This is a genomic window from Thalassovita mediterranea, from assembly GCA_019448215.1.
Lineage (GTDB): Bacteria > Pseudomonadota > Alphaproteobacteria > Caulobacterales > Hyphomonadaceae > Henriciella.
On sequence record CP080408.1, the window covers coordinates 515,578 to 534,120 of the forward strand.

Below are 18,543 nucleotides of genomic sequence, written 5' to 3' on the forward strand. Positions count from 1 at the left end.
CATGTCTCTCCACTCCATTCAAGCGGGATTGCGTTCATCCGGTTTCGAGCGCGACATTAAAAACTGATCGAGAAACAGCAAGAGCGCGCCGACAGTAATTGCCGCGTCAGCAATATTGAAAACCCACGGAAAGCCAACAGCGACGCCGCCGATATAGGTACCGAACCATGGGCCTGAAAAATCGAGGAAGTCGACGACCGCGCCGAAGCGGATCCGGTCGATGAGATTCCCGACCGCCCCGCCAATGACGAGAGACAGCGAAAGCGCCGTGAACCAGCGCTCTGCCCGTGTCAGCCAGTAGGCAAAACCGACCGCGATACACATCGTCACCAGAACAAGCACCCAACGCATGATGCCGGCTGACTGGAAGGTGCCAAAGCTGATGCCGCGATTCCACAGCATGGTGAGATCGAACACCGATGACAGCTCGATGCGGCCGCAGCGTATCGACGGGTCAAGACAGGCGAGCGCATTGAAGGCCGGGGTTTCCAGAACCACCCATTTGGTGAGCTGGTCGGCAATGATCACCAGAGCGATCAGCGCCGCCCATCTCCAGACATGCCCGGCAGCGTTCATCAGCTCTTTTCCCTGATTTCGCGGACGGCTTCTGCGTCGCGCGGTGTGATGTCCGGATAGGCCGGATCAGCGGTTTTCGGATCGAAATACTTCCAGCTGCGGGCGCATTTGACGCCGTCGGCCTTCTTCGGAAGCACAGCAACCCCCGGCGTATCATCGAGGTGATAGGCAGCCAGTGTGCCCGCCCCCTCAATCAGCTTTGCGCCGGAGGTGATGAAGATGTCAGCCGGGCTCTCACCATCGAAGGCTTCGATCAGCGAGGTGTCCTGGATGTAGACTTCGGGGGCCGCTTCCAGTGAGGCACCGATACGCTTTTCGCGTCGCTCGACCTCCAGCGCGCCGGTGACGACGCGGCGGACCTTGAAGATCCTCTCCCAACGCGCAGCGTGGCCGGCGTCGAGCCAGCTGTCTGGCGTCTGCGGGAAGGTCAGCAGGTGCACGCTGTCTGCCCTGCCTGCGATATGGCTCATCAGAAAGGCTTCTTCCGTCGTGAACGGCATGATCGGGGCAAGCCAGACCAGAAGGCGCTCCAGCACCAGCGCCATGACCGTACGGGTCGAGCGGCGCCGGATATCGGACGGCGCATCGCAATAGAGGCTGTCCTTGCGGATATCGAAATAGATCGCCGACAGGTCCACGCCGCAGAAGTTCAGCATGGCCGACATGACGCGCTTGAAGTCGAAGGCCGCGTAGGACTTACGAACCAGCGCATCGCTTTCAGCCAGGCGGTGCAGCACCCAGCGCTCAAGGCCGGGCATGTCCTTGGCGTCGACCGCTTCGGCCTCATCATAGCCATCGAGCGCGCCGAGAAGGTAGCGCAGCGTGTTACGCAGGCGGCGGTAGGATTCGGCGTTCGTCTTCAGGATATCGTCAGAGATGCGCAGGTCTTCGGTGAAGTCAGAAGACGCTGTCCAGAGGCGCAGGATCTCGATGCCGAACTGGTCTGCGACCTGTTGCGGCTCAACCGTGTTGCCGAGGGACTTCGACATCTTCTTGCCCTCGGAATCGACGATGAAACCGTGGGTGACGACCTGTTTGTAAGGCGCCATGCCGCGCGTTGCGCAGTTCTCGAGAAGCGAGGACTGGAACCAGCCGCGATGCTGGTCAGAGCCTTCGAGATAGACGTCGGCCTGGCCGGTCTTCTCATCGATGATGCCGCGATCGCGCAGGGTGAAGGCGTGGGTGGTCCCGGAGTCGAACCAGACGTCGAGCACGTCGGTGACCTTTTCCCAGCCTGCCGGATCAGCAATGCCGTCGAGGAATTTGGCAGGCTCAGCCGAGAACCAGGCCTCAACGCCTTCAGCGGCGATGGCATCGAGGATATGCTTGTTGACCTCAAGCGCCTTGTCTTCAGGCAGGGCGTAGGTGTGCGGCTCACCGTCCGGGCTGACGAGAAGCGTGATCGGCACGCCCCAGTTGCGCTGGCGCGAGATGAGCCAGTCGGGACGGTCGGCGACCATCGAGGTGATGCGGTTGCGCAGCTGCGGCGGCACGAAGCCAGTGTCTTCCAGCGCCTTGAGCGCCAGATCGCGCAGCGGCGCGGTGCCATTCGTGCCCGGCTTGTCCATGGCGATGAACCATTGCGGGGTCGCCCGGCGGATGACCGGGGCCTTGGAGCGCCAGGAGTGCGCATCACGGATCACGGTCACGCCGCGCGAGAGGAGGTTACCCGCTTCGGTCAGGAGGCGCATGACTTCCTGATTGGCCTTGCCCTGCTCACCGCGCTTCTTGCCGGAGGTGCGGATGATATCGAGCCCCTGCAGAGCCTCTGGCAGCTCGGGGTGTTCATAGACGCCGTCCTCATTGACGATGTCGCGGATATCACTGGCCGTGCGGCCATTCGCAATCCAGACGAGGAAGTCGTCCTCACCGTGGGCAGGCGCGGTGTGCACGAAGCCCGTACCGGCATCGTCGGTGACATGGTCGCCGGCGAGCATGGGCACGTCGTGCTTGTAGAAGTCGGACAGTTCGTTCAGCGGGTGGGACAGCGTCCAGCCTTTAGGGTCGATATCGCTGACACGCTTGAAGCCTGAGACTTTCGCGCTGTCCATCACGGCCTCTGCGAGGGCGTCGGCCAGAATGTACTTGTCGCCGGCCGCGGCGAACGGCGCAAAGCCGAGCTCTTCCTCGCTCATCACGGTTTCGACCTCATAAAGGCCGTAGGAGATGTTCGGATTGAAGCTGACCGCCTGGTTTGCAGGGATCGTCCACGGCGTCGTCGTCCAGATGACGACAGAGAAGTCTTCGCCCCGAACAGGAAACTTCACCCAGATCACCGGCACCTTGCGGTCGTGATATTCGACTTCGGCTTCGGCGAGGGCGGTGCGCTCGACCGGCGACCACATGATCGGCTTGGAGCCGCGCACGAGGCGGCCGGACATGGCGACCGAGAGGAATTCGCGAACCGTAGCGGCTTCGGATTCAAAGTTCATGGTGAGGTATGGGTTGTCCCAGTCACCCTCTACCCCGCAGCGGCGGAAGCCCTGCTTCTGGACCTCGATCCATTTGGCGGCATAGGCGCGGCAGGCGGCGCGGAACTCGTCGCCCGGCACGTCGTCCTTGCCACGTCCCTTGGAGCGGAACTCTTCTTCCACTTTCCATTCGATCGGCAAGCCGTGACAGTCCCAGCCCGGGATGTAGGAGGCGTCATAGCCCAGCATCTGGTGGCCGCGCACGACAAGGTCCTTGAGGATCTTGTTCATCGCGGTGCCAAGGTGGATCGGGCCGTTCGCATAGGGTGGGCCGTCATGCAGGATGAAGGGCTTTGCGCCGCGTGCCTTTGCGTCCTCGCGCATACGGTCATAGAGGCGCATTTCGTCCCAGCGCTCAATCCATTTCGGCTCTGCCTTCGGCAGGCCGCCGCGCATCGGGAATTCGGTTTTCGGCAGGAATAGCGTGTCGCGATAGTCGTTCGCGGCTGTCTTGGTGTCGTCGGTCATAGCAGGTAAGTCAGTCTCGAATTAGCAGGTCGGTTGCAAGCGGAAATAGCAAGGCCCCGGCACCGCGCTTCACCTGCCCAAGGGCAGATCAGCACGCCGCCGGGCGGCTAATTCGAATTATGAAAGCGGGAACGCCATACATCATGGGCGAAGCCTCTAGCAGGCAGCCTGCAATGTGTCACCCGCCAAAGGCGGGCACGGCCCTACTGCTCGAAAAAGTACTCGACGACGCCGGGAACGATGGCGAGGAAATTGTCGAGATTGATCTTGATGTTCGCTTCGCTCATGCCGCCATCGAGGATCACATAGCGCGAGACCCCGACCGAATCTTCGAGACGCCAGACGCTGACCGCTGCGCGCTCCAGATTGGCCCGGTTCACCTTGTCGAGCGTGACCGCATCGGTCGCCTGGAAGCGTGAGCTCATGATGATGCCGCGGCAGGCACCATCGTCGCAGGCGGTCCCTTCCATGTAGTAGGTGACACCGTTTGGCGTTTCGGCGCGAAGGGAGTTTTCCGTCGTCTCACCGAAAGCAACGACTTCGTGGCCCGCATCTGTCGCAAAGCGCTCAAGATCCTGCAGGGTAACGGACTGGACCGTCGCCTGTGCACTGGCCGCTCCGGCGAGCGTGAGCATTGCGGCAACCGCGTAGACTGGTTTCATTTTGGGGGTCCCTTCGAATGTACGTCCTGACTTGATTATACGAACGGGACAAAAAGTCAGGAGTTGCTAGCGATCTGCGGACAGGAGGCGGCGAGCCTCTTCCTTGTCGCGGTGCATCTGCTCGACCATGTCGTCCAGCGACGGGAAATGCGCCTCGGGCCGCTGAAAGCGGACGAGCGCGACCTCCAGATACTGGCCGTAAATGTCACGATCGAAGTCGAAGATGTAGGTTTCGAGTAGCGGATCACGCAGGCCGGTTGTGGGCGTGCGGCCGAAATTGGCGACGCCGTCCAGCCAGTCCCCTGTGCCAGCGATACGCGCGCGAACGGCATAGACACCATGGCGGGGCTGGATCAGCGGGCCAAGGCGGATGTTTGCCGTAGGAAAGCCGATAGTGCGCCCGCGCTGCTCGCCCTTTTCGACATGGCCGTCTGCAATCCAGTCATGGCCGAGCATCTCTGCGGCGCGTTGCGGCTCACCCGCGATCAGCGCTTCGCGGATGGCGGTGGATGAGGCCTTGATGGCCTCCGGGCCTTCGACCTTCTCGACCACGGTCACATCGAAACCGAATGAGCGGCCAAGCGAAGACAGTCTGTCGGCATCCCCCATACGGCCACGGCCGAAACGGAAATCAAAGCCGACGGCGACATGGCTGACGCCCAGGCCGTCATGCAGGACATGGCGGCAGAACTCTTCATCCGTCATCGACGCCATCTGGCCGTTGAACGGAAGCTCGAACACGGCCTTCGCGCCAAGCTCCATAAGGCGGGCATTGCGCCGGGCCGGCCGGTAGAGGCGAAATGGCGGATCGTTCGGGCGGAAGAAGGCACGCGGCGGCGGCTCGAAGGTCGCAACGCCAAGCGGGTGCGCCTCGACGCGAGCGGCATCTATGACAGCGCGGTGGCCGGGATGCACGCCGTCGAAATTACCAAGCGCCACGGAATAGCCGCGCGCCGAGGCAGGCAGATTGCGATAGTCGGCATGAACCGCCATCAGCGCGCCTTACGCCTCCTTGCTCGGAACCATGACCTTGGCCTCGCCGGCCACCACGGCCTTGTCATTGACGAGGCAGGTAATCTTGAGCGTCACGCGGTTACCGCGCTCGAACATCTCGGTGATCTCAGCGCGCGCCGTGACCGTGTCGCCAATGAAAACCGGGCGGCGGAAACGCATTTCGAGATGAGTGAAGATTGCACCCGGGCCTGGCAGGTCATTGCCGAGGATGCCGGAAATGTAGGACGCGGTCAGGGCGCCATGCGCGATGCGCTGACCGAAAGGGGTCTTCTTGGCATACTCCTCATCCATGTGGATGGGGTTGTAGTCACCCGACACCTTGGCGAAGAGGTCGATGTCTTCAGCCGTAATCGTATGGACGGTCTCATGCGCCATGCCGACGCTGAGTTCCTCAAACTTGTATCCATCCTTCGCACTCATGCGGGTATCTCCGAAGCTATTTTTCCGGTCTGTTACAATGGGCGGGACGTTTCGTCACCACCTTAGGGCTGGCATGGCCCAGCGCGCCTCAGCGTCATACTCTGCCAGAAGGGCTTCGAGTTCGCTTTCGAAGTCATTGCCGTGCTCGGCGAGGCCAGTGCCAACATAGAGGGCATCAAAGCCCTGATCTGCGGCACCGCGCATGTCCGTCGCCGGACTATCGCCGATACAGAGGACGCTTTCAGGCGCCTTCCCCCGAATCTCTCCGGCGCGCGCAAGAGAGAGCCGGTAGATCGGCTCGTGCGGCTTGCCGGGATAGATGACCTTGCCGCCCTCTTCCTCATAGATCGCAGCGAGCGCGCCCGCGCACCAGATGAGCTGGTCGCCCACACGCACCTTGATGTCCGGATTGGCGCAAATCATCGGCAGGCCGCGCTTTGCGCCCAATTTCAGCTCTTCACGGTAGGCTTCAGGATCGTCTTTCTTCTCATCCTCAAGGCCGACACAGAGAACTGTCTCGGCATCTTCAGGAGACGCGAAATCGAGGTCGAGCCCCTCATAGAGAAATTTGTCCCGCTCCCAGCCGCTATCGACGCCGAGGCGCCAGATTTTCTCATCGCGGCGGCGCGAAAGCTCGTCGCGCGTTGCGTCGCCGGAGGACACGCAGTCGTCAAAGACCGCATCGGGCACGCCCATCGGCCTGAAGTAGGAGATCACCTGCTGCTTGGGCACGGGCGCATTGGTGATGAGAACGACTGTGCCGCCGGCTTCGCGAAACTTCACCAGCGCTTCGCAGGCCGGCTCGAATGCCTTGCGGCCATTATGGATCACGCCCCAAACATCGCAGAGGATCGTGTCGTATTTTTCGGCGATCTCACCGAGACCGGAAATATGCTGAGGTTTCGTCATGGCCGGTCAGTTAGATGGCAGGGCATGTCCGGTCAAACCGGATGTGCGCGCGCTCAGCCAAAGGCAGACAGGCGGTCGATGAATTCCTGCGGCGGGGCCGTTTCCTGCATCAGGGACGACTTGATCGGCTTTGGCGCACCGAAGACGTGGCCCTGACCGAATGGAATGTCGTATTCGAGGATTTCGACGACGCTGACTTCTTCTTCCATCTTCTCTGCAATGAGGGTCACCCCAAAGCGCGAGCAGACGGCGGCGACTTCCTCGCCAGCTAGACGGCGATTGATGTTGGACACGGGGCGCGGGCCGGACGGGTCACGCAGCTGCTCGATCAACGTGTCGCCATTCACCTTCACAAAACGCACGCCCGACTCCTGCAGGCGAGGCAGGTCGAGGGCGAGGTCGCTGGCATGGTCGATGGAGAAACGGAAGCCAAGCTGAATCAGCTTTTCCATGCCGTCGCGCATCTGGCGCGAGCGGTTTTCGAAGCGGTCTGCCGGGATTTCAAAGATCAGCGCACCTGCGAGGTCCCGGTTCTCTTTCATGAATTCAAGAAAGTGCGGGAAGAATTGCGGATCGGTGAGCGAGTTCGGCGAGATGTTGCAGAAGACACCGACGCGGCGGTCGCGCTCTGCAAGGCGGCGAACGATCTGCACGCAGCGGAACAGGAGCATGTTGTCGAGCACACCCAGCAAACGGGCGCGGCGGGCCGCATCCAGGAAATCGGCAGGCAGCAGGATCGAGCCATCAGCCTCACGAAGGCGGGTGAAGCCTTCATAGAAAGCGACACGGCGCTGGGGCAGCGACACGATCGGCTGAAGGTGAAGGTCGACGCGGCCATCCTGAAGCGCGGCCTTTACGGTGCGCAGCAGTGCATCGTCCTGCGGGGCGATGGGCTCACTCGTTTCGCGCGACAGCTTGGTCTCGAAGCTCCTGGCGAGGCGGTCGATGAGGCCTTCGAGCTGGCGCATCTCTGTGACGAGGGCGTCGCGGCGCTCTGACAGCTCACTCTTGAGAGAGGCTTCGACTTCTTCGCTGCGCGTTTCGATCCGCGTCATGCGCTTGTCGTTTTCCTCATAGGAAAGCTCCAGCGCATCAATCCGGTCCGAGCTGTCGGCCGCCGTGATGACGTGGGAGAAAAGGAGGTGGAACTGGCCAAGCAGCGCCGTCGTCACAGCGCCCAGCGCAATGGCCACAGGAATGCTCAAACCTGCATAGGAAACGAGCCCGAAGCCGAGCGCGCTGCCGAGAGCGATGTACAGGATGAAGAGAATTCCGGTCATGCTGGTGATGTGCCCCGTCGTCGCTGAAACTTAACAATAAGCCCCAAAATGTTAACGAATTGGTAGTATAGGAACTGATTTGCGTAACTTGCCAATGCGCGAGATGGCGACAAGCTCCGTGACAAACATGACACAGCTTTCATAATTGACAGCGCGTGCCACACATTTCGCTTTCGACCGGCGCAAATTCTATTTAGTTAAAACTTGTGAACCGTAGCCTGAATGTCCGCGGCCAATTTGGCCGGACGGGGGCGTCTCGGGGGAGACCGGGGTCCTGCACCAGCAGGACCCCGTTGCTTTTCTAGCTACCATCCATGTGCAGGAACTGAGTGCCCGTGAAGGGCCAGGCCTCACCGAACTGACCATCAATGCAGGCAATGTCGACACGCGAGACGTCCACGGTGATGTCATTTCGGGCGATATCAGGGGCGCCGCAGGGCTGGATCACCAGCGTGTGCCAGTTCTCATCCACATCGCGGTAATCGACGCGGTAGCTGAGGCGGTCATTCATGCCGACGCTCGCCTCGACCTTGAGGTCGCCGGTATAGAAGACGACGGTGTCCTCCATCACCTCGTGGCCTGCCTCCAGCAAAGCGGCATCGAAGCCACCCGCGGGGGCGCCGTCCTCAACGAAGATAAGCGCGTCAGAGACTTCGTAGGCGCGGTTCAGCCCGTCGATCACCGTGCTGATGCCCGACGGGCCGCTGACCGAAAGCGGCCCCGGTCGCCCTGCCTGCCAGCTGAGATTGCGCACCTCGTCCAGCCCTTCGATATCTTCGGGGCGGAGCGAATAGAGGAAGAGCCCGTCTAGGCGAGCGAGTTCTGCGCTTGCAATCTCATTGCCGACACCTGCCGGCGCACCAAAGAGGAGGCGCTTGCCCCCAGCCCGCGCGAAGAGGCAGATGGAGGTCGCAGACCGGCTGCACGCCTCTATCGCAAAATCAGCAGGGCGCACCTCGCGCTGCGGCGCGGCGGCCTCTTTGACCGCATCGGTACGACCGGGCAGTTCAGGGCCGCGAACATCGCAGGCCGTCAGCAGGAAAACTGAAACCGAAAGGATAAGAGGAGCGCGCATGGGCGGTCAGCCGATCCTCATCGTATCAGGTTCGGCAATTACCGGGTTTTCCAGCGTTCCGACTTTCTCGATCTCGACGCGGACCTTGTCGCCCGGTTGTAGCCATTTCGGCGGCGTATGGCCTGCGCCAACGCCAGCAGGCGTGCCGGTGAAGATCACATCGCCCGGCTCCAGCGTGAACGCCGCGGTGAGGTGCGCAATCTGCTCCTCGATCGTGTGGACCATGTCGGAGAGCTTTGCTTCCTGACGCAGCTCATCATTGACGTAGCCACGAATGGCGAGCGGGCCGAGATCACCCAACTCATCCAGCGTGACGAGGTGCGGGCCGAATGGCGCGTGGGTGTCAAAGCCCTTGCCCATGATCATGGTCGGGCTGGCCTTCTGCCAGTCGCGCACCGAGCAATCACAGCCGCAACTGACGCCTGCAATGATCTCGAACGCCTTCTCTTTCGCCACGTGGCGGCCATGCTTGCCAATGACGAGGACGAGCTCTGCCTCATAGTCGAGTTGTTCGGAGACTTTCGGCACATGGATCGGCGCATCAGGCCCATTTGCGGCGGTCGACTGCTTGTTGAACCACTTCTGCACTTCCGGCTTGTCGTTCGAGATGAAGCTGACGCTTTCGGCGACGTGTGCGGCATAGTTGAGGCCGATTGCGAGGATCTTGCCCGGTCTGATAATGGGCTGGCGAAGCTTCACATCGGCTAGCGCCAGCTTCTTGCCCGCGTGCGCGGCCTTCTCAAGCGCTGGCAGGTCGCCGAGGTGCTGACTGAGGCAGCCCCGCGCCGCCGCAAGGACATTCTCGCCCTCTACAAGTCCGCACCAGGCGTCGCCTTCGTGACTAAAATTTGCCCATCTCATGTGGCTTATCTGCCTCCCTTCAATGGAAATCGGGTGCATTGCGCCAGTAGCAGGTTTCTACCCGGTCAATACGCCTCTATCGATGGCGTTCAGGTCTAGTATGAATTGCCGGGAGTGCAATGGAATCCGGAATTAGGGCACGCGAATGCAGCCTGTCGGCTATCCTCGCTCCGGGTGTGCTGCTCCGGATGCCGCCCTATCAGCGAAGCTATGCCTGGCAAGGCGACGAAGTCGGCGAGTTGCTGAGCGACCTGTGGCGCGCGGCAAGCCGGGGCAAACACCACTTCATCGGCGCGATCGTCCTGGTCGAGATGGATGATCGAAGCTTCCTTGTCGTCGATGGCCAGCAGCGCCTCACCACGCTCTCCATGATCCTCGCCGTTCTGCGCGATCTGGAAACCGACCCGCACTACAAGGCGCTGGCCCATACGATGATTGGCGATCCCGACCGCGCCAATCGCGGCGATGACAATGCCTGGCGCCTGACGCTGAACCACATAGACACGCCCTATTTTCGCGAAGCCGTGCAGACTGAGGGCGCGACCCGGCAGAGGGACGCGGAGGCGGGACAGGCGACCAATCACGGGCGGATGTCGACAAATCTCGACCTCATCGAGAGCTACCTCTCCCAACTGACCGCCAGCCAGCGCAGGCAGCTCTTTGAGACGATCCGCGACAGGATCATGCTGGTACGCGTCGTCGTGCCCGACTGGGACGGCGGCTATGACGTGTTTCGCGTGCTCAATACGCGCGGCAAGGCGCCGAATACGCACGACATCATCAAGACCGAAATCCTGCAGCGCGGTGACTTCACTGAAGAAGAGGCAAGCGCCCATGCCCGCCGCTGGCTGGACCATGAATCGACGCTTGGCGCGAACGGGCTGGATGATCTGCTGAACTATATCCGCCAGCTCTATTCGCGAAGCTCCAAGGGCAAGGTCACTGCGGAGTTCTCAAAGGCGGTTCTCTCCAGGGTCGATGCGCGCACATTCCTGGACGAGCACCTGCCGGACTATGTGAGCACCTACAACGCGATCCTGCGCGGTGAGCCGGACTATGGCGCCTATAGCGAGGCGGTACGCAGCCCCATCAACCATTTGCGCTTGCTGGACCACCATCTCTGGCGCGTGCCTGCGCTGGCCTATCTCTACCGTGAGCGGGAGAACGGCGCGGAAGCAGCAGAGTTCTTCAGCCTGCTCGAGCGGTTCGGCTTTGTCATGATGCTGTACGTCACCAACAGCGATGCCCGCCGCAAGCAGTATGCGCGACTGACGAAGGCCATCCTCGACGGCAAACCGCTCTTCCATCGCAATGGACCGCTCAATTTCTCACGTGAGGACAAACGCCGGATCCGCGAGCGGCTGACGGGCCGGTTCGTCAATTTCATGCAGCGACGGGCTGTCGCCCTTCGCCTGAACGCCGCGCTTGAGAATGGCCAGCAGATTTCATCTGATGAGGATGCGAGCGTCGAACACGTCCTGCCGCGCATCGTACCGGAAGAGAGCCACTGGAACCGCATCTGGCCGAGCGCAACCGTGCAGCGGGAACTCGCCGAAACGGCAGGCAACTTTGTCATCGTGCCGCGCCACGTAAACAGGATCGCGGACCGGCTGGAGTTCCGCGAAAAGAAGAAGCTCTATTTCGCTGATGGCGTCAGGGTCTTTGCCCTGACAGAGGATCTTCGCGGGCGAGAAACCTGGACGCCGGATGATGTGCGTGAGCGCACAGAGCAGCTTGTCGATATTCTGATGGGGGTCTGGTTTCCTGATCCGCTTGGCTGATCAGGGACGGCGGAACTAGCTGAGCGTCTCGCCTGCAGCGTCACCGCCAGCATAGGCCGCAGCCATCTGGTCTGCTGAGAGACGCGCGCCATCAATGACGCTGGCAAGGTCGCGAAGGGCCGCTTCTGTCTCGCGGCGGGCACGGCTCGCGTCGCCTTCGACAATGCCTGTCGCTTCAGAAAAGCTGCGATAGCATTTCTGGGCTGTCACGAGTGCGCTCTCAAAACTGATAAGGTCAGCGCGCTTGACGTCGCCGGACTCAAGGAGGGCCGTCGCGATAAGGTCGAGCTCTTCAAGACTACGCGCAGCCTTCGAAGCATGCGCCTCTACAGTCGCATAGATGGCAGCAGGCTCTTCGACTGAGGCTGCAATGGTTTCGGCGTACGTGCGGGCAGGCGCTGCGTCGCCATCGGGATCAGCACCAAAAAGCATATCCGTAAGACCAGACAGGCCACCTGACTGGCTGACCCAGCCTTTATCGGCCGCCATGGCTTCAAAGGCCTGCGCACGTTCGCGGACTTCAGATTGCTGCTCAGTCAGTTCTGTCTCGACGATTGCCTGTTTGGACACCATCGACACTGTGGTGCAGCCGGACAGAGCCAGAGTTGCAAGACAGAAAAGAAGAGGTTTCATATACTGGTACGACCCGTGCGGTCTTAATACTTTTACTGCGGTTACACATACAGGTTGGAATTTTGACGTCCAGACCCTTATGCCAATCTAGTTCACATACAGCGGTAAGCGTTCAGACAAGGTTTATAGATGCTCAAACTTTACCCACCTATTGACACTAACAGGTCAGGGCGCCTGAGGGTTTCAGACCTGCACGAAATTTATTGGGAAGAATCGGGCAATCCCGACGGTATCCCGGTCATTGGTGTGCATGGTGGCCCGGGCGGCGGCTCCAGCCCTGAAATGCGTCGTTTCTTCGATCCGAAGCTCTACCGCATCATCCTGTTCGATCAGCGCGGCTGTGGCCGGTCCACGCCGCATTCCGAGCTGGAAGAGAATGATACCTGGGCGCTGGTCAGCGACATGGAGCGCATCCGCGAAGCGCTTGATATCGACAAGTGGGTCGTGTTTGGCGGCTCTTGGGGCTCGACCCTGTCGCTCTCCTATGCGGTAACTCACACAGAGCGCGTGCTGGGCCTGATCCTGCGCGGTATCTTCCTGATCACCGAGGCAGAGATCCAGTGGTTCTACCAGGATGGCGCAAGCCGGATTTTCCCGGACGCTTTTGACCGCTATGTCGCCCCGATTCCTGAAGAGGAACGCGGCGACCTGCTGAACGCTTTCCACAAACGCCTGACAGGCAGCGACCGGCGCGCCCGTATCGAGGCGGCAAAGGCCTGGGCCTGCTGGGAAGGTGAGACGATTTCGATCAAGGGCCCGGATTCACGCCCGGCCAAGTTCGAAGAAGACAGCTTCGCAGACGCGTTTGCGCGCATTGAGTGCCACTACTTCGTCAATAAGGGCTTCTTCCCGGAGGACGGCTGGCTGCTGAAGCAGGCCAGGGAGAAGCTTGGCGGCGTGCCGGGCATCATCGTCCATGGCCGCTATGATGTCGTGACGCCGATCGGTACAGCGTGGCAGCTGACAAAGGCATGGCCTGACGCCAAGCTCCACATCGTGCCGGATGCAGGCCACTCCAGCCTCGACCCCGGTATCGTGGACCAGCTGATCACCGCAACGCGCGCTTTTGCCAAGAAGTTCGGCTAAAGCCGCGGACCACCCAAAAGATAAAGGGCGCTCCTGATCAGGAGCGCCCTTTTTTTTATGTACTGCGGGCTGCCGATAGCAGCGTCAGATCAGGACGGCGTCTCGGAGCCAGCGCCTGCATCGGTTTCGGTTTCTTCTGCCGGCGGCTGAACATCCACGTCCTCTACGGATGCGAGCTCATTATTCGGGCCGAGCAGCTGGGTCATGAAGCCGGGCAGCTGAACGTTATATTGCTGCTGGATCTTGTCGAAGAAGCCGAAGAACAGGACGAAGCCGAGGAAGGCCGGCACGAACCAGCGCATCAGGAAGCGCCAGATGTTCATGGTGAAGCCTTCGCCGATCTCGCTGGTCATCATGTCGCGTGAAAGGACCCAGCCTGCGAAGATCACGGCGAGCAGGCCACCAAGCGGCAGCAGGATGTTGCCGGTCACGAAGTCCACAAAGTCGAGATACTCAAGCGAGAACACATAGGCCGCGCCGACGACGAACAGGATGAAGCCCATGCCCATTGCTGCGCCGAGACGGGTCACGCCCTGACGCTCTTCAAGCCATGAGACAGAGACCTCAAGCAGCGAGATGGACGAGGTGAACGCCGCAAAAAGAGCGAGCGCAAAGAACACCACTGCGATGATTGCGCCGCCCGGAATGGAGCCAAAGGCAACTGGCATCGACACGAAGAACAGGCTTGGACCGCCTGCAGGGTCGAGACCCGCGGCGAACACCACTGGGAAGATAGCGAAACCCGCGACCAGCGCGACCATGGTGTCCGAGCCCGCAACGATACCGGACGAGCGCGGGATATTTGTGGAGCGCGACAGGTAGGCACCATAAGTAATCATGAGGCCGACGCCGATACCAATCGAGAAGAAGGCCTGACCGATCGCTTCGAGGAAGGTGTTGAAGCCAACCTGGTCCCATTTCGGAGTAAGCAGGAATTCTGCCGCGCTGGCCGCATCACCGGTCGCAAGACCAAAGCCCACCACCACGACGAGCATGATGAAGAAGGCTGGCATCAGGATGGTCGCTGCGCGCTCAATACCGCCCTTAACGCCTCGGCCCACGACCGCGATATTAGCGATCAGGAAGATGGCGAGTAGCAGCAGCATATACCATTTGGACACGAGCGGATGTTCGCCCTGGCCAATGGTATTGTCGAAGTTTGCGCCAGAGCTGGCTGCATCCATTCCCGTGAAGTTGCCGCCAAGCGCCTGCAGCGTGAAAGCCATGAGCCAGGCGGAAATAACGACATAAAAGCTGAGGATGAAGGTGGCGGTGATCGTACCGACCCAGCCGACTATGCCCCAGTTCAGGGATTTTGATTCTGCGCGGGCGAGCGACTGGACGCCTTCAATGGCCGACATGCCGGATTTCCGGCCCATCGAATATTCCGCCATCAGCAGCGGCAGACCCACAAAGGCGACGCAGAGCAGGTAGATGATAATGAAGGCACCGCCCCCATTTTCACCTGCGGTGTACGGAAACCTCCAGAAATTGCCGAGACCTACCGATGAGCCGACGGCGGCCATGATGAAGCCGAATTTCGACCCCCATGTCTCAGTCTTGCGGCCAATTTCCATTATCTGCTCCCCTCGAGAAAAGAATTTTGCCGGACACTAGCTTTAGCGGGACAAAGGTCAACGTACCTGCCCACATGGAGGTCAAATCATCCCCTGCGTGCTGAGCCGCTCGTCGCGGCCAAGGTGCACGGAAAGGAGGATGCCGAAACACGCCATTGTCGTGAACATCACGGTGCCACCATAGGATACGAGCGGCAGCGGCACGCCGACAACTGGCACCAGCCCCAGCACCATGGCGACATTAAACAGGATGAAGAAGGCGACCGTCGCGACGCAGCCAACAGCCGCAAAGCGGCCAAAGAGGGATGTCGACCGCCCCGCGATCACCAGCCCCCAGGCGAGAATGGCTGCCCAGAGAAGCAGAAGCCCTGTCGCGCCGAGGAAGCCGAACTCTTCCGCAATGACGGTCAGGATGAAGTCGGTGTGCTGTTCGGGAATATAGTCGAGCTGGGCCTGCGTGCCTTCCATGAAGCCCCTGCCCTGCCAACCGCCTGAGCCGATAGCGATCTTTGCCTGCTCGATCTGGTAGCCATCATCGAGCGCGTTGACGGACTGACCTGTCAGCTGTGCAAGGAATGTGTTCACGCGCTCGCGCTGATAGTCCTGCAGTACAAACATGTAGATCGGCCACGCACTGGCGATGCCTGCGATAACGACTGCTGCGATGATACGATAGTAGAGACCTGCAAGGAAAATGAGGACGGCGCCAGATGCGATGAGCGCCAGCGTCGTGCCGAAGTCAGGCTGTTTGAAGATCAGCGCCGCCGGGACGATGATAATGAAAAGGGCCGGCAGGTGGATGAAGAACCTGCCCGACTGGAAGGTCAGGTTATTATGGTAGTAGCGCGCAAGCGCGAGGGTGAGCGCAAGCTTCATGAACTCTGACGGCTGAACGCCGATCGGGCCGAGCTGCAGCCACCGCGTCGCCCCGCCTCGCGTCAGGCCGAACAGCTCCACACCAATGAGCATGGCCAGCGTCACGAAATAGGCGGGCCATGCAGCCCTGAGCCAGATGCCGATCGGCACGAGCGCGATGACAAACAGGATGCCCAGCGAAATAGCGAAACGAACCGCATGACGGGCCGGCAGGCCCGCTTCTTCGGGGTTTGTGAATGTGGAGGAATAGAGCGCTGCGGTGCCGATACAGGCGACGGTGATCAGCATCAGGACCAGGCCCCAAGGCAGTTCGCCCAGCGTCCCTGCAAAGGTCCGGTCTTCAAATCTTATGGCAGAGGCGCGCGCAGCTCGCGCCATTATGGTGTGCCCCCGCTATTGCCGGTGCGCGGTGCAGAAGCGGTCTGCTGCCAGCGGGCGGCAGCGCGAGAGTCGCGCTTGATGGCGGTTGCGAGGATATCGCGGGCAACAGGCGCAGCGGTACTGGAGCCGCCCTCACCGTGCTCGACCACGACGGAGATCGCATATTTCGGATCGTCCGCAGGCGCATAGGCGACGAACAGCGCGTGGTCGCGAAGGCGGCGGGCGATCTCCTCACCCTTGAGAACGCCAGAGCGGCGTTCGGCTTCAGAGATACGGCGCACCTGCGCGGTACCTGTCTTGCCAGCGAGGCGCGGTCCGCCAAGGCCAAGGTCGCCTGAGCGCCAGGCCGTACCGCCCGCCTCGGAGGTCACGCCGTACATACCGTCCATCATGCGTTGCATGTGATCGGGGTCGAGCGGCTCTGCATACGGGATTGGTTTGTCCGGGCGCGGGCCTTCGCCAATGATGTACGGCTCGATCAGCCTGCCCTTTGCGGCGATGCGCGCAGACATCAGGGCCAGCTGGAGCGGTGAGGTGGAGAGGTAGCCTTGTCCGATGCCATAGTTCAGCGTTTCGCCTTCATACCATGGCTCCCCGAGGGCTGCGCGCTTCCACGCATCGTCCGGCACCGTGCCGCCGCGCCCGCCCGTCAGGCCAAGGTCCCAGACCTGCCCGAAACCAAAGCGGCGCGAGACGTCAGCCAGGTGTTCGACACCAACGCGGCGCGCAATCTCATAGAAGTAGACGTCACAGCTGCCCTTCATGGCCCAGTGCATGTCGACATTGCCGTGACCGCCGCGCTTCCAGCAGTGCCAGGTGCGGTTACCGAAGCGGTAATAGCCATTGCAGTGAACACGCTGATCCGGATTGATACCCGCTTCCAGCGCGGCCGTTGCAACCACCATCTTGAAGGTAGAGCCCGGCGGATAGGTGCCGTCATAAGCCTTGTGGTAAAGCGGTGAACGATCATTCTCACGCAGCGCGTTATAGTCTGCATAGGAGATGCCGTTCACGAAGTCGTTCGGGTCGAAGGCTGGGGTCGAGACGAAGGCGAGGATAGCCCCCGTCTCGATATCAAGCACGACAGCTGCGCCGCTTTCGTCACCAAAGCGATCAATGGCGGCGCGCTGAAGCTCCGCATCAATTGTAAGGCCGATATCACGGCCCGGGGTCGGCGCGAGATCCTCGCTCTCCAGTTCGCGGATAACGCGGCCCGCCGCATTGGTTTCAAGCCGGCGAAAGCCCGGCTCACCGCGCAGCCATGTTTCGGCCGCCCGCTCAATGCCGGAACGGCCCGTGCGCATATCCGGGTGGCGGAAGAGGCGTGCCAGAAGTGAGGCTTCCTCGGGCGACGCATTTTCGGTCAGCCGCGCCAGGTCATCGGAGCTTGCCTTCGCCACATAACCCAGCACGTGCGCAAGGTCGCGGCCGCGCGGATAGGAGCGCGTTGCAGCCATGTCAGCGCGGACGCCGGGCATGTCTGCCGCCAGCAGCGTCATGCGGGCGAACTCTTCATAGGTGAGCTCACTCTTGACGATGGTCGACTGGAATGAGGCCTGGCTGCGGGCCTGCTGGATCACGCGCTGGCGCTCATCCATCGGCAGGTCGATATGGCGCGCAATCTCTGCAAGGGTCGCATCCATATCCGCCGTCTGCTCGCGAACGATGGAGACGCGCCCCGCCTGACGGTGGGAAGCAAGCGGCACGCCGAAACGGTCATAGATCGCCCCGCGGACCGGCGGGGCAAGGTCGAGCTTTACGCCGTTCTCATTCGCGATTTCCTTATAGCGCTCGCCCTCGAAGAGCTGCAGCTGGACAAGGCGGGCCACGAGGCCGGAGAACATGACACCGCCAGCCGCACCCGTGATGATGGTGCGCCGGTTGAGCCTGGATTCGAAGTCGAGTTCACTGCTCATGACATGCTCCCCGCGAGTGGGCCGACCCTACGGCCAAGATCAAAGACGGGTGCTGTAAGGATATGCAGAATATACGTGACTACAAACACATTCACCAGTGGAGAGAGCTGAACAAGGTGGTTTCCGGAGAAGCTCGCAAACAGCCAGACCAGTATGAATGACACCGCATAGAGCACGACCGGCGCGACCGTGCTGATCAGCGGATTGCGCTCCCGGTCAAAGCTGCGCGCAATAAGAGAGCTAGCGCCATAGGCGGCCAGATTGATGAAGCCGAAACAGCCAAGCGGGGCATAGGCGCTGACGTCCTGTGCCAGTCCAAAGATCACAAGCACTACCATCGGCCGGAAGCCCAGACCGCTGCGCCCCCAACCAATGGCGGCGACCAGAGAGGCATACGGCCAGACCAGTTCTGTATCGAACAGCGTTTTCGGGGTGAGGCCGATCAGACCAATGGCAGCGACGATGAGCGTGCCGATGAGGAAGCGGCTCGTCGGGCCAGTTTCGGCCCAGATACCGGCAATGGCAGAGAGACGTTCAGACTTGCGGCGTCTTGCCAT

16 protein-coding genes are annotated in these 18,543 nt (G+C 61.1%); 2 read left to right on the plus strand and 14 right to left on the minus strand.

Annotation, left to right across the window (positions count from 1 at the left end; all coding sequences use genetic code 11):
* Window positions 1-18: 18 nt before the first annotated feature.
* From lspA to KUV46_02530, 9 genes are all read right to left on the minus strand, one after another.
* Window positions 19-576 carry a signal peptidase II gene (lspA, locus tag KUV46_02490; GenBank protein QYJ01272.1) on the minus strand — a complete coding sequence of 186 codons (558 nt, stop codon included), beginning with the start codon at window positions 574-576 and terminating at the stop codon, window positions 19-21.
* Entirely contained in the window at window positions 576-3,515 is a 2,940-nt protein-coding gene (gene ileS / locus KUV46_02495; GenBank protein QYJ01273.1) for an isoleucine--tRNA ligase, read from the minus strand. The genes lspA and ileS overlap by 1 nt, the downstream gene beginning before the upstream one ends.
* Window positions 3,516-3,718: 203 nt before the next feature.
* Complete coding sequence (locus KUV46_02500) at window positions 3,719-4,177, minus strand: YbjN domain-containing protein (GenBank protein QYJ01274.1); 459 nt, start codon at window positions 4,175-4,177, stop codon at window positions 3,719-3,721.
* A 66-nt stretch (window positions 4,178-4,243) separates the two neighbouring features.
* Complete coding sequence (gene ribF / locus KUV46_02505; GenBank protein ID QYJ01275.1) at window positions 4,244-5,170, minus strand: riboflavin biosynthesis protein RibF; 927 nt, start codon at window positions 5,168-5,170, stop codon at window positions 4,244-4,246.
* A 9-nt stretch (window positions 5,171-5,179) separates the two neighbouring features.
* Entirely contained in the window at window positions 5,180-5,566 is a 387-nt protein-coding gene (locus KUV46_02510; GenBank protein QYJ02337.1) for a MaoC family dehydratase, read from the minus strand.
* Window positions 5,567-5,665: 99 nt separating this feature from the next.
* Window positions 5,666-6,520 carry a TIGR01459 family HAD-type hydrolase gene (locus tag KUV46_02515; protein ID QYJ01276.1) on the minus strand — a complete coding sequence of 285 codons (855 nt, stop codon included), beginning with the start codon at window positions 6,518-6,520 and terminating at the stop codon, window positions 5,666-5,668.
* Between the two features lie 53 nt (window positions 6,521-6,573).
* Complete coding sequence (locus KUV46_02520) at window positions 6,574-7,800, minus strand: EAL domain-containing protein (protein ID QYJ01277.1); 1,227 nt, start codon at window positions 7,798-7,800, stop codon at window positions 6,574-6,576.
* A gap of 301 nt (window positions 7,801-8,101) precedes the next feature.
* Window positions 8,102-8,875: a hypothetical protein gene (locus tag KUV46_02525; protein QYJ01278.1), complete on the minus strand. Its 774-nt coding sequence runs from the start codon at window positions 8,873-8,875 to the stop codon at window positions 8,102-8,104.
* A 6-nt stretch (window positions 8,876-8,881) separates the two neighbouring features.
* Window positions 8,882-9,736, minus strand: coding sequence for a fumarylacetoacetate hydrolase family protein (locus KUV46_02530; protein ID QYJ01279.1), 855 nt, complete (start codon window positions 9,734-9,736; stop codon window positions 8,882-8,884).
* Between the two features lie 119 nt (window positions 9,737-9,855).
* On the opposite strand from KUV46_02530, the gene KUV46_02535 reads away from it, so the two are divergent.
* On the plus strand, window positions 9,856-11,517 hold the full coding sequence (locus KUV46_02535; GenBank protein QYJ01280.1) for a DUF262 domain-containing HNH endonuclease family protein: 1,662 nt from the start codon (window positions 9,856-9,858) through the stop codon (window positions 11,515-11,517).
* A gap of 15 nt (window positions 11,518-11,532) precedes the next feature.
* On the opposite strand, the gene KUV46_02540 is transcribed toward KUV46_02535, so the two are convergent.
* A complete protein-coding gene (locus KUV46_02540) occupies window positions 11,533-12,150 on the minus strand; it encodes a hypothetical protein (GenBank protein ID QYJ01281.1) in 618 nt (205 codons plus the stop codon).
* Window positions 12,151-12,279: 129 nt separating this feature from the next.
* On the opposite strand from KUV46_02540, the gene pip reads away from it, so the two are divergent.
* On the plus strand, window positions 12,280-13,236 hold the full coding sequence (pip, locus tag KUV46_02545) for a prolyl aminopeptidase (GenBank protein QYJ01282.1): 957 nt from the start codon (window positions 12,280-12,282) through the stop codon (window positions 13,234-13,236).
* 89 nt (window positions 13,237-13,325) lie between these two features.
* Here the strand turns inward: pip and KUV46_02550 are convergent, their stop codons facing one another.
* The 4 genes from KUV46_02550 to KUV46_02565 form a co-directional block, all read right to left on the minus strand.
* Complete coding sequence (locus KUV46_02550; GenBank protein QYJ01283.1) at window positions 13,326-14,813, minus strand: sodium-dependent transporter; 1,488 nt, start codon at window positions 14,811-14,813, stop codon at window positions 13,326-13,328.
* A gap of 81 nt (window positions 14,814-14,894) precedes the next feature.
* Window positions 14,895-16,067, minus strand: coding sequence for a rod shape-determining protein RodA (gene rodA, locus KUV46_02555; GenBank protein ID QYJ01284.1), 1,173 nt, complete (start codon window positions 16,065-16,067; stop codon window positions 14,895-14,897).
* Complete coding sequence (gene mrdA, locus KUV46_02560; protein ID QYJ01285.1) at window positions 16,067-17,986, minus strand: penicillin-binding protein 2; 1,920 nt, start codon at window positions 17,984-17,986, stop codon at window positions 16,067-16,069. The genes rodA and mrdA overlap by 1 nt, the downstream gene beginning before the upstream one ends.
* Window positions 17,983-18,543, minus strand: coding sequence for a hypothetical protein (locus tag KUV46_02565; protein ID QYJ01286.1), 561 nt, complete (start codon window positions 18,541-18,543; stop codon window positions 17,983-17,985). Before KUV46_02565 ends, mrdA begins: the two co-directional genes overlap by 4 nt.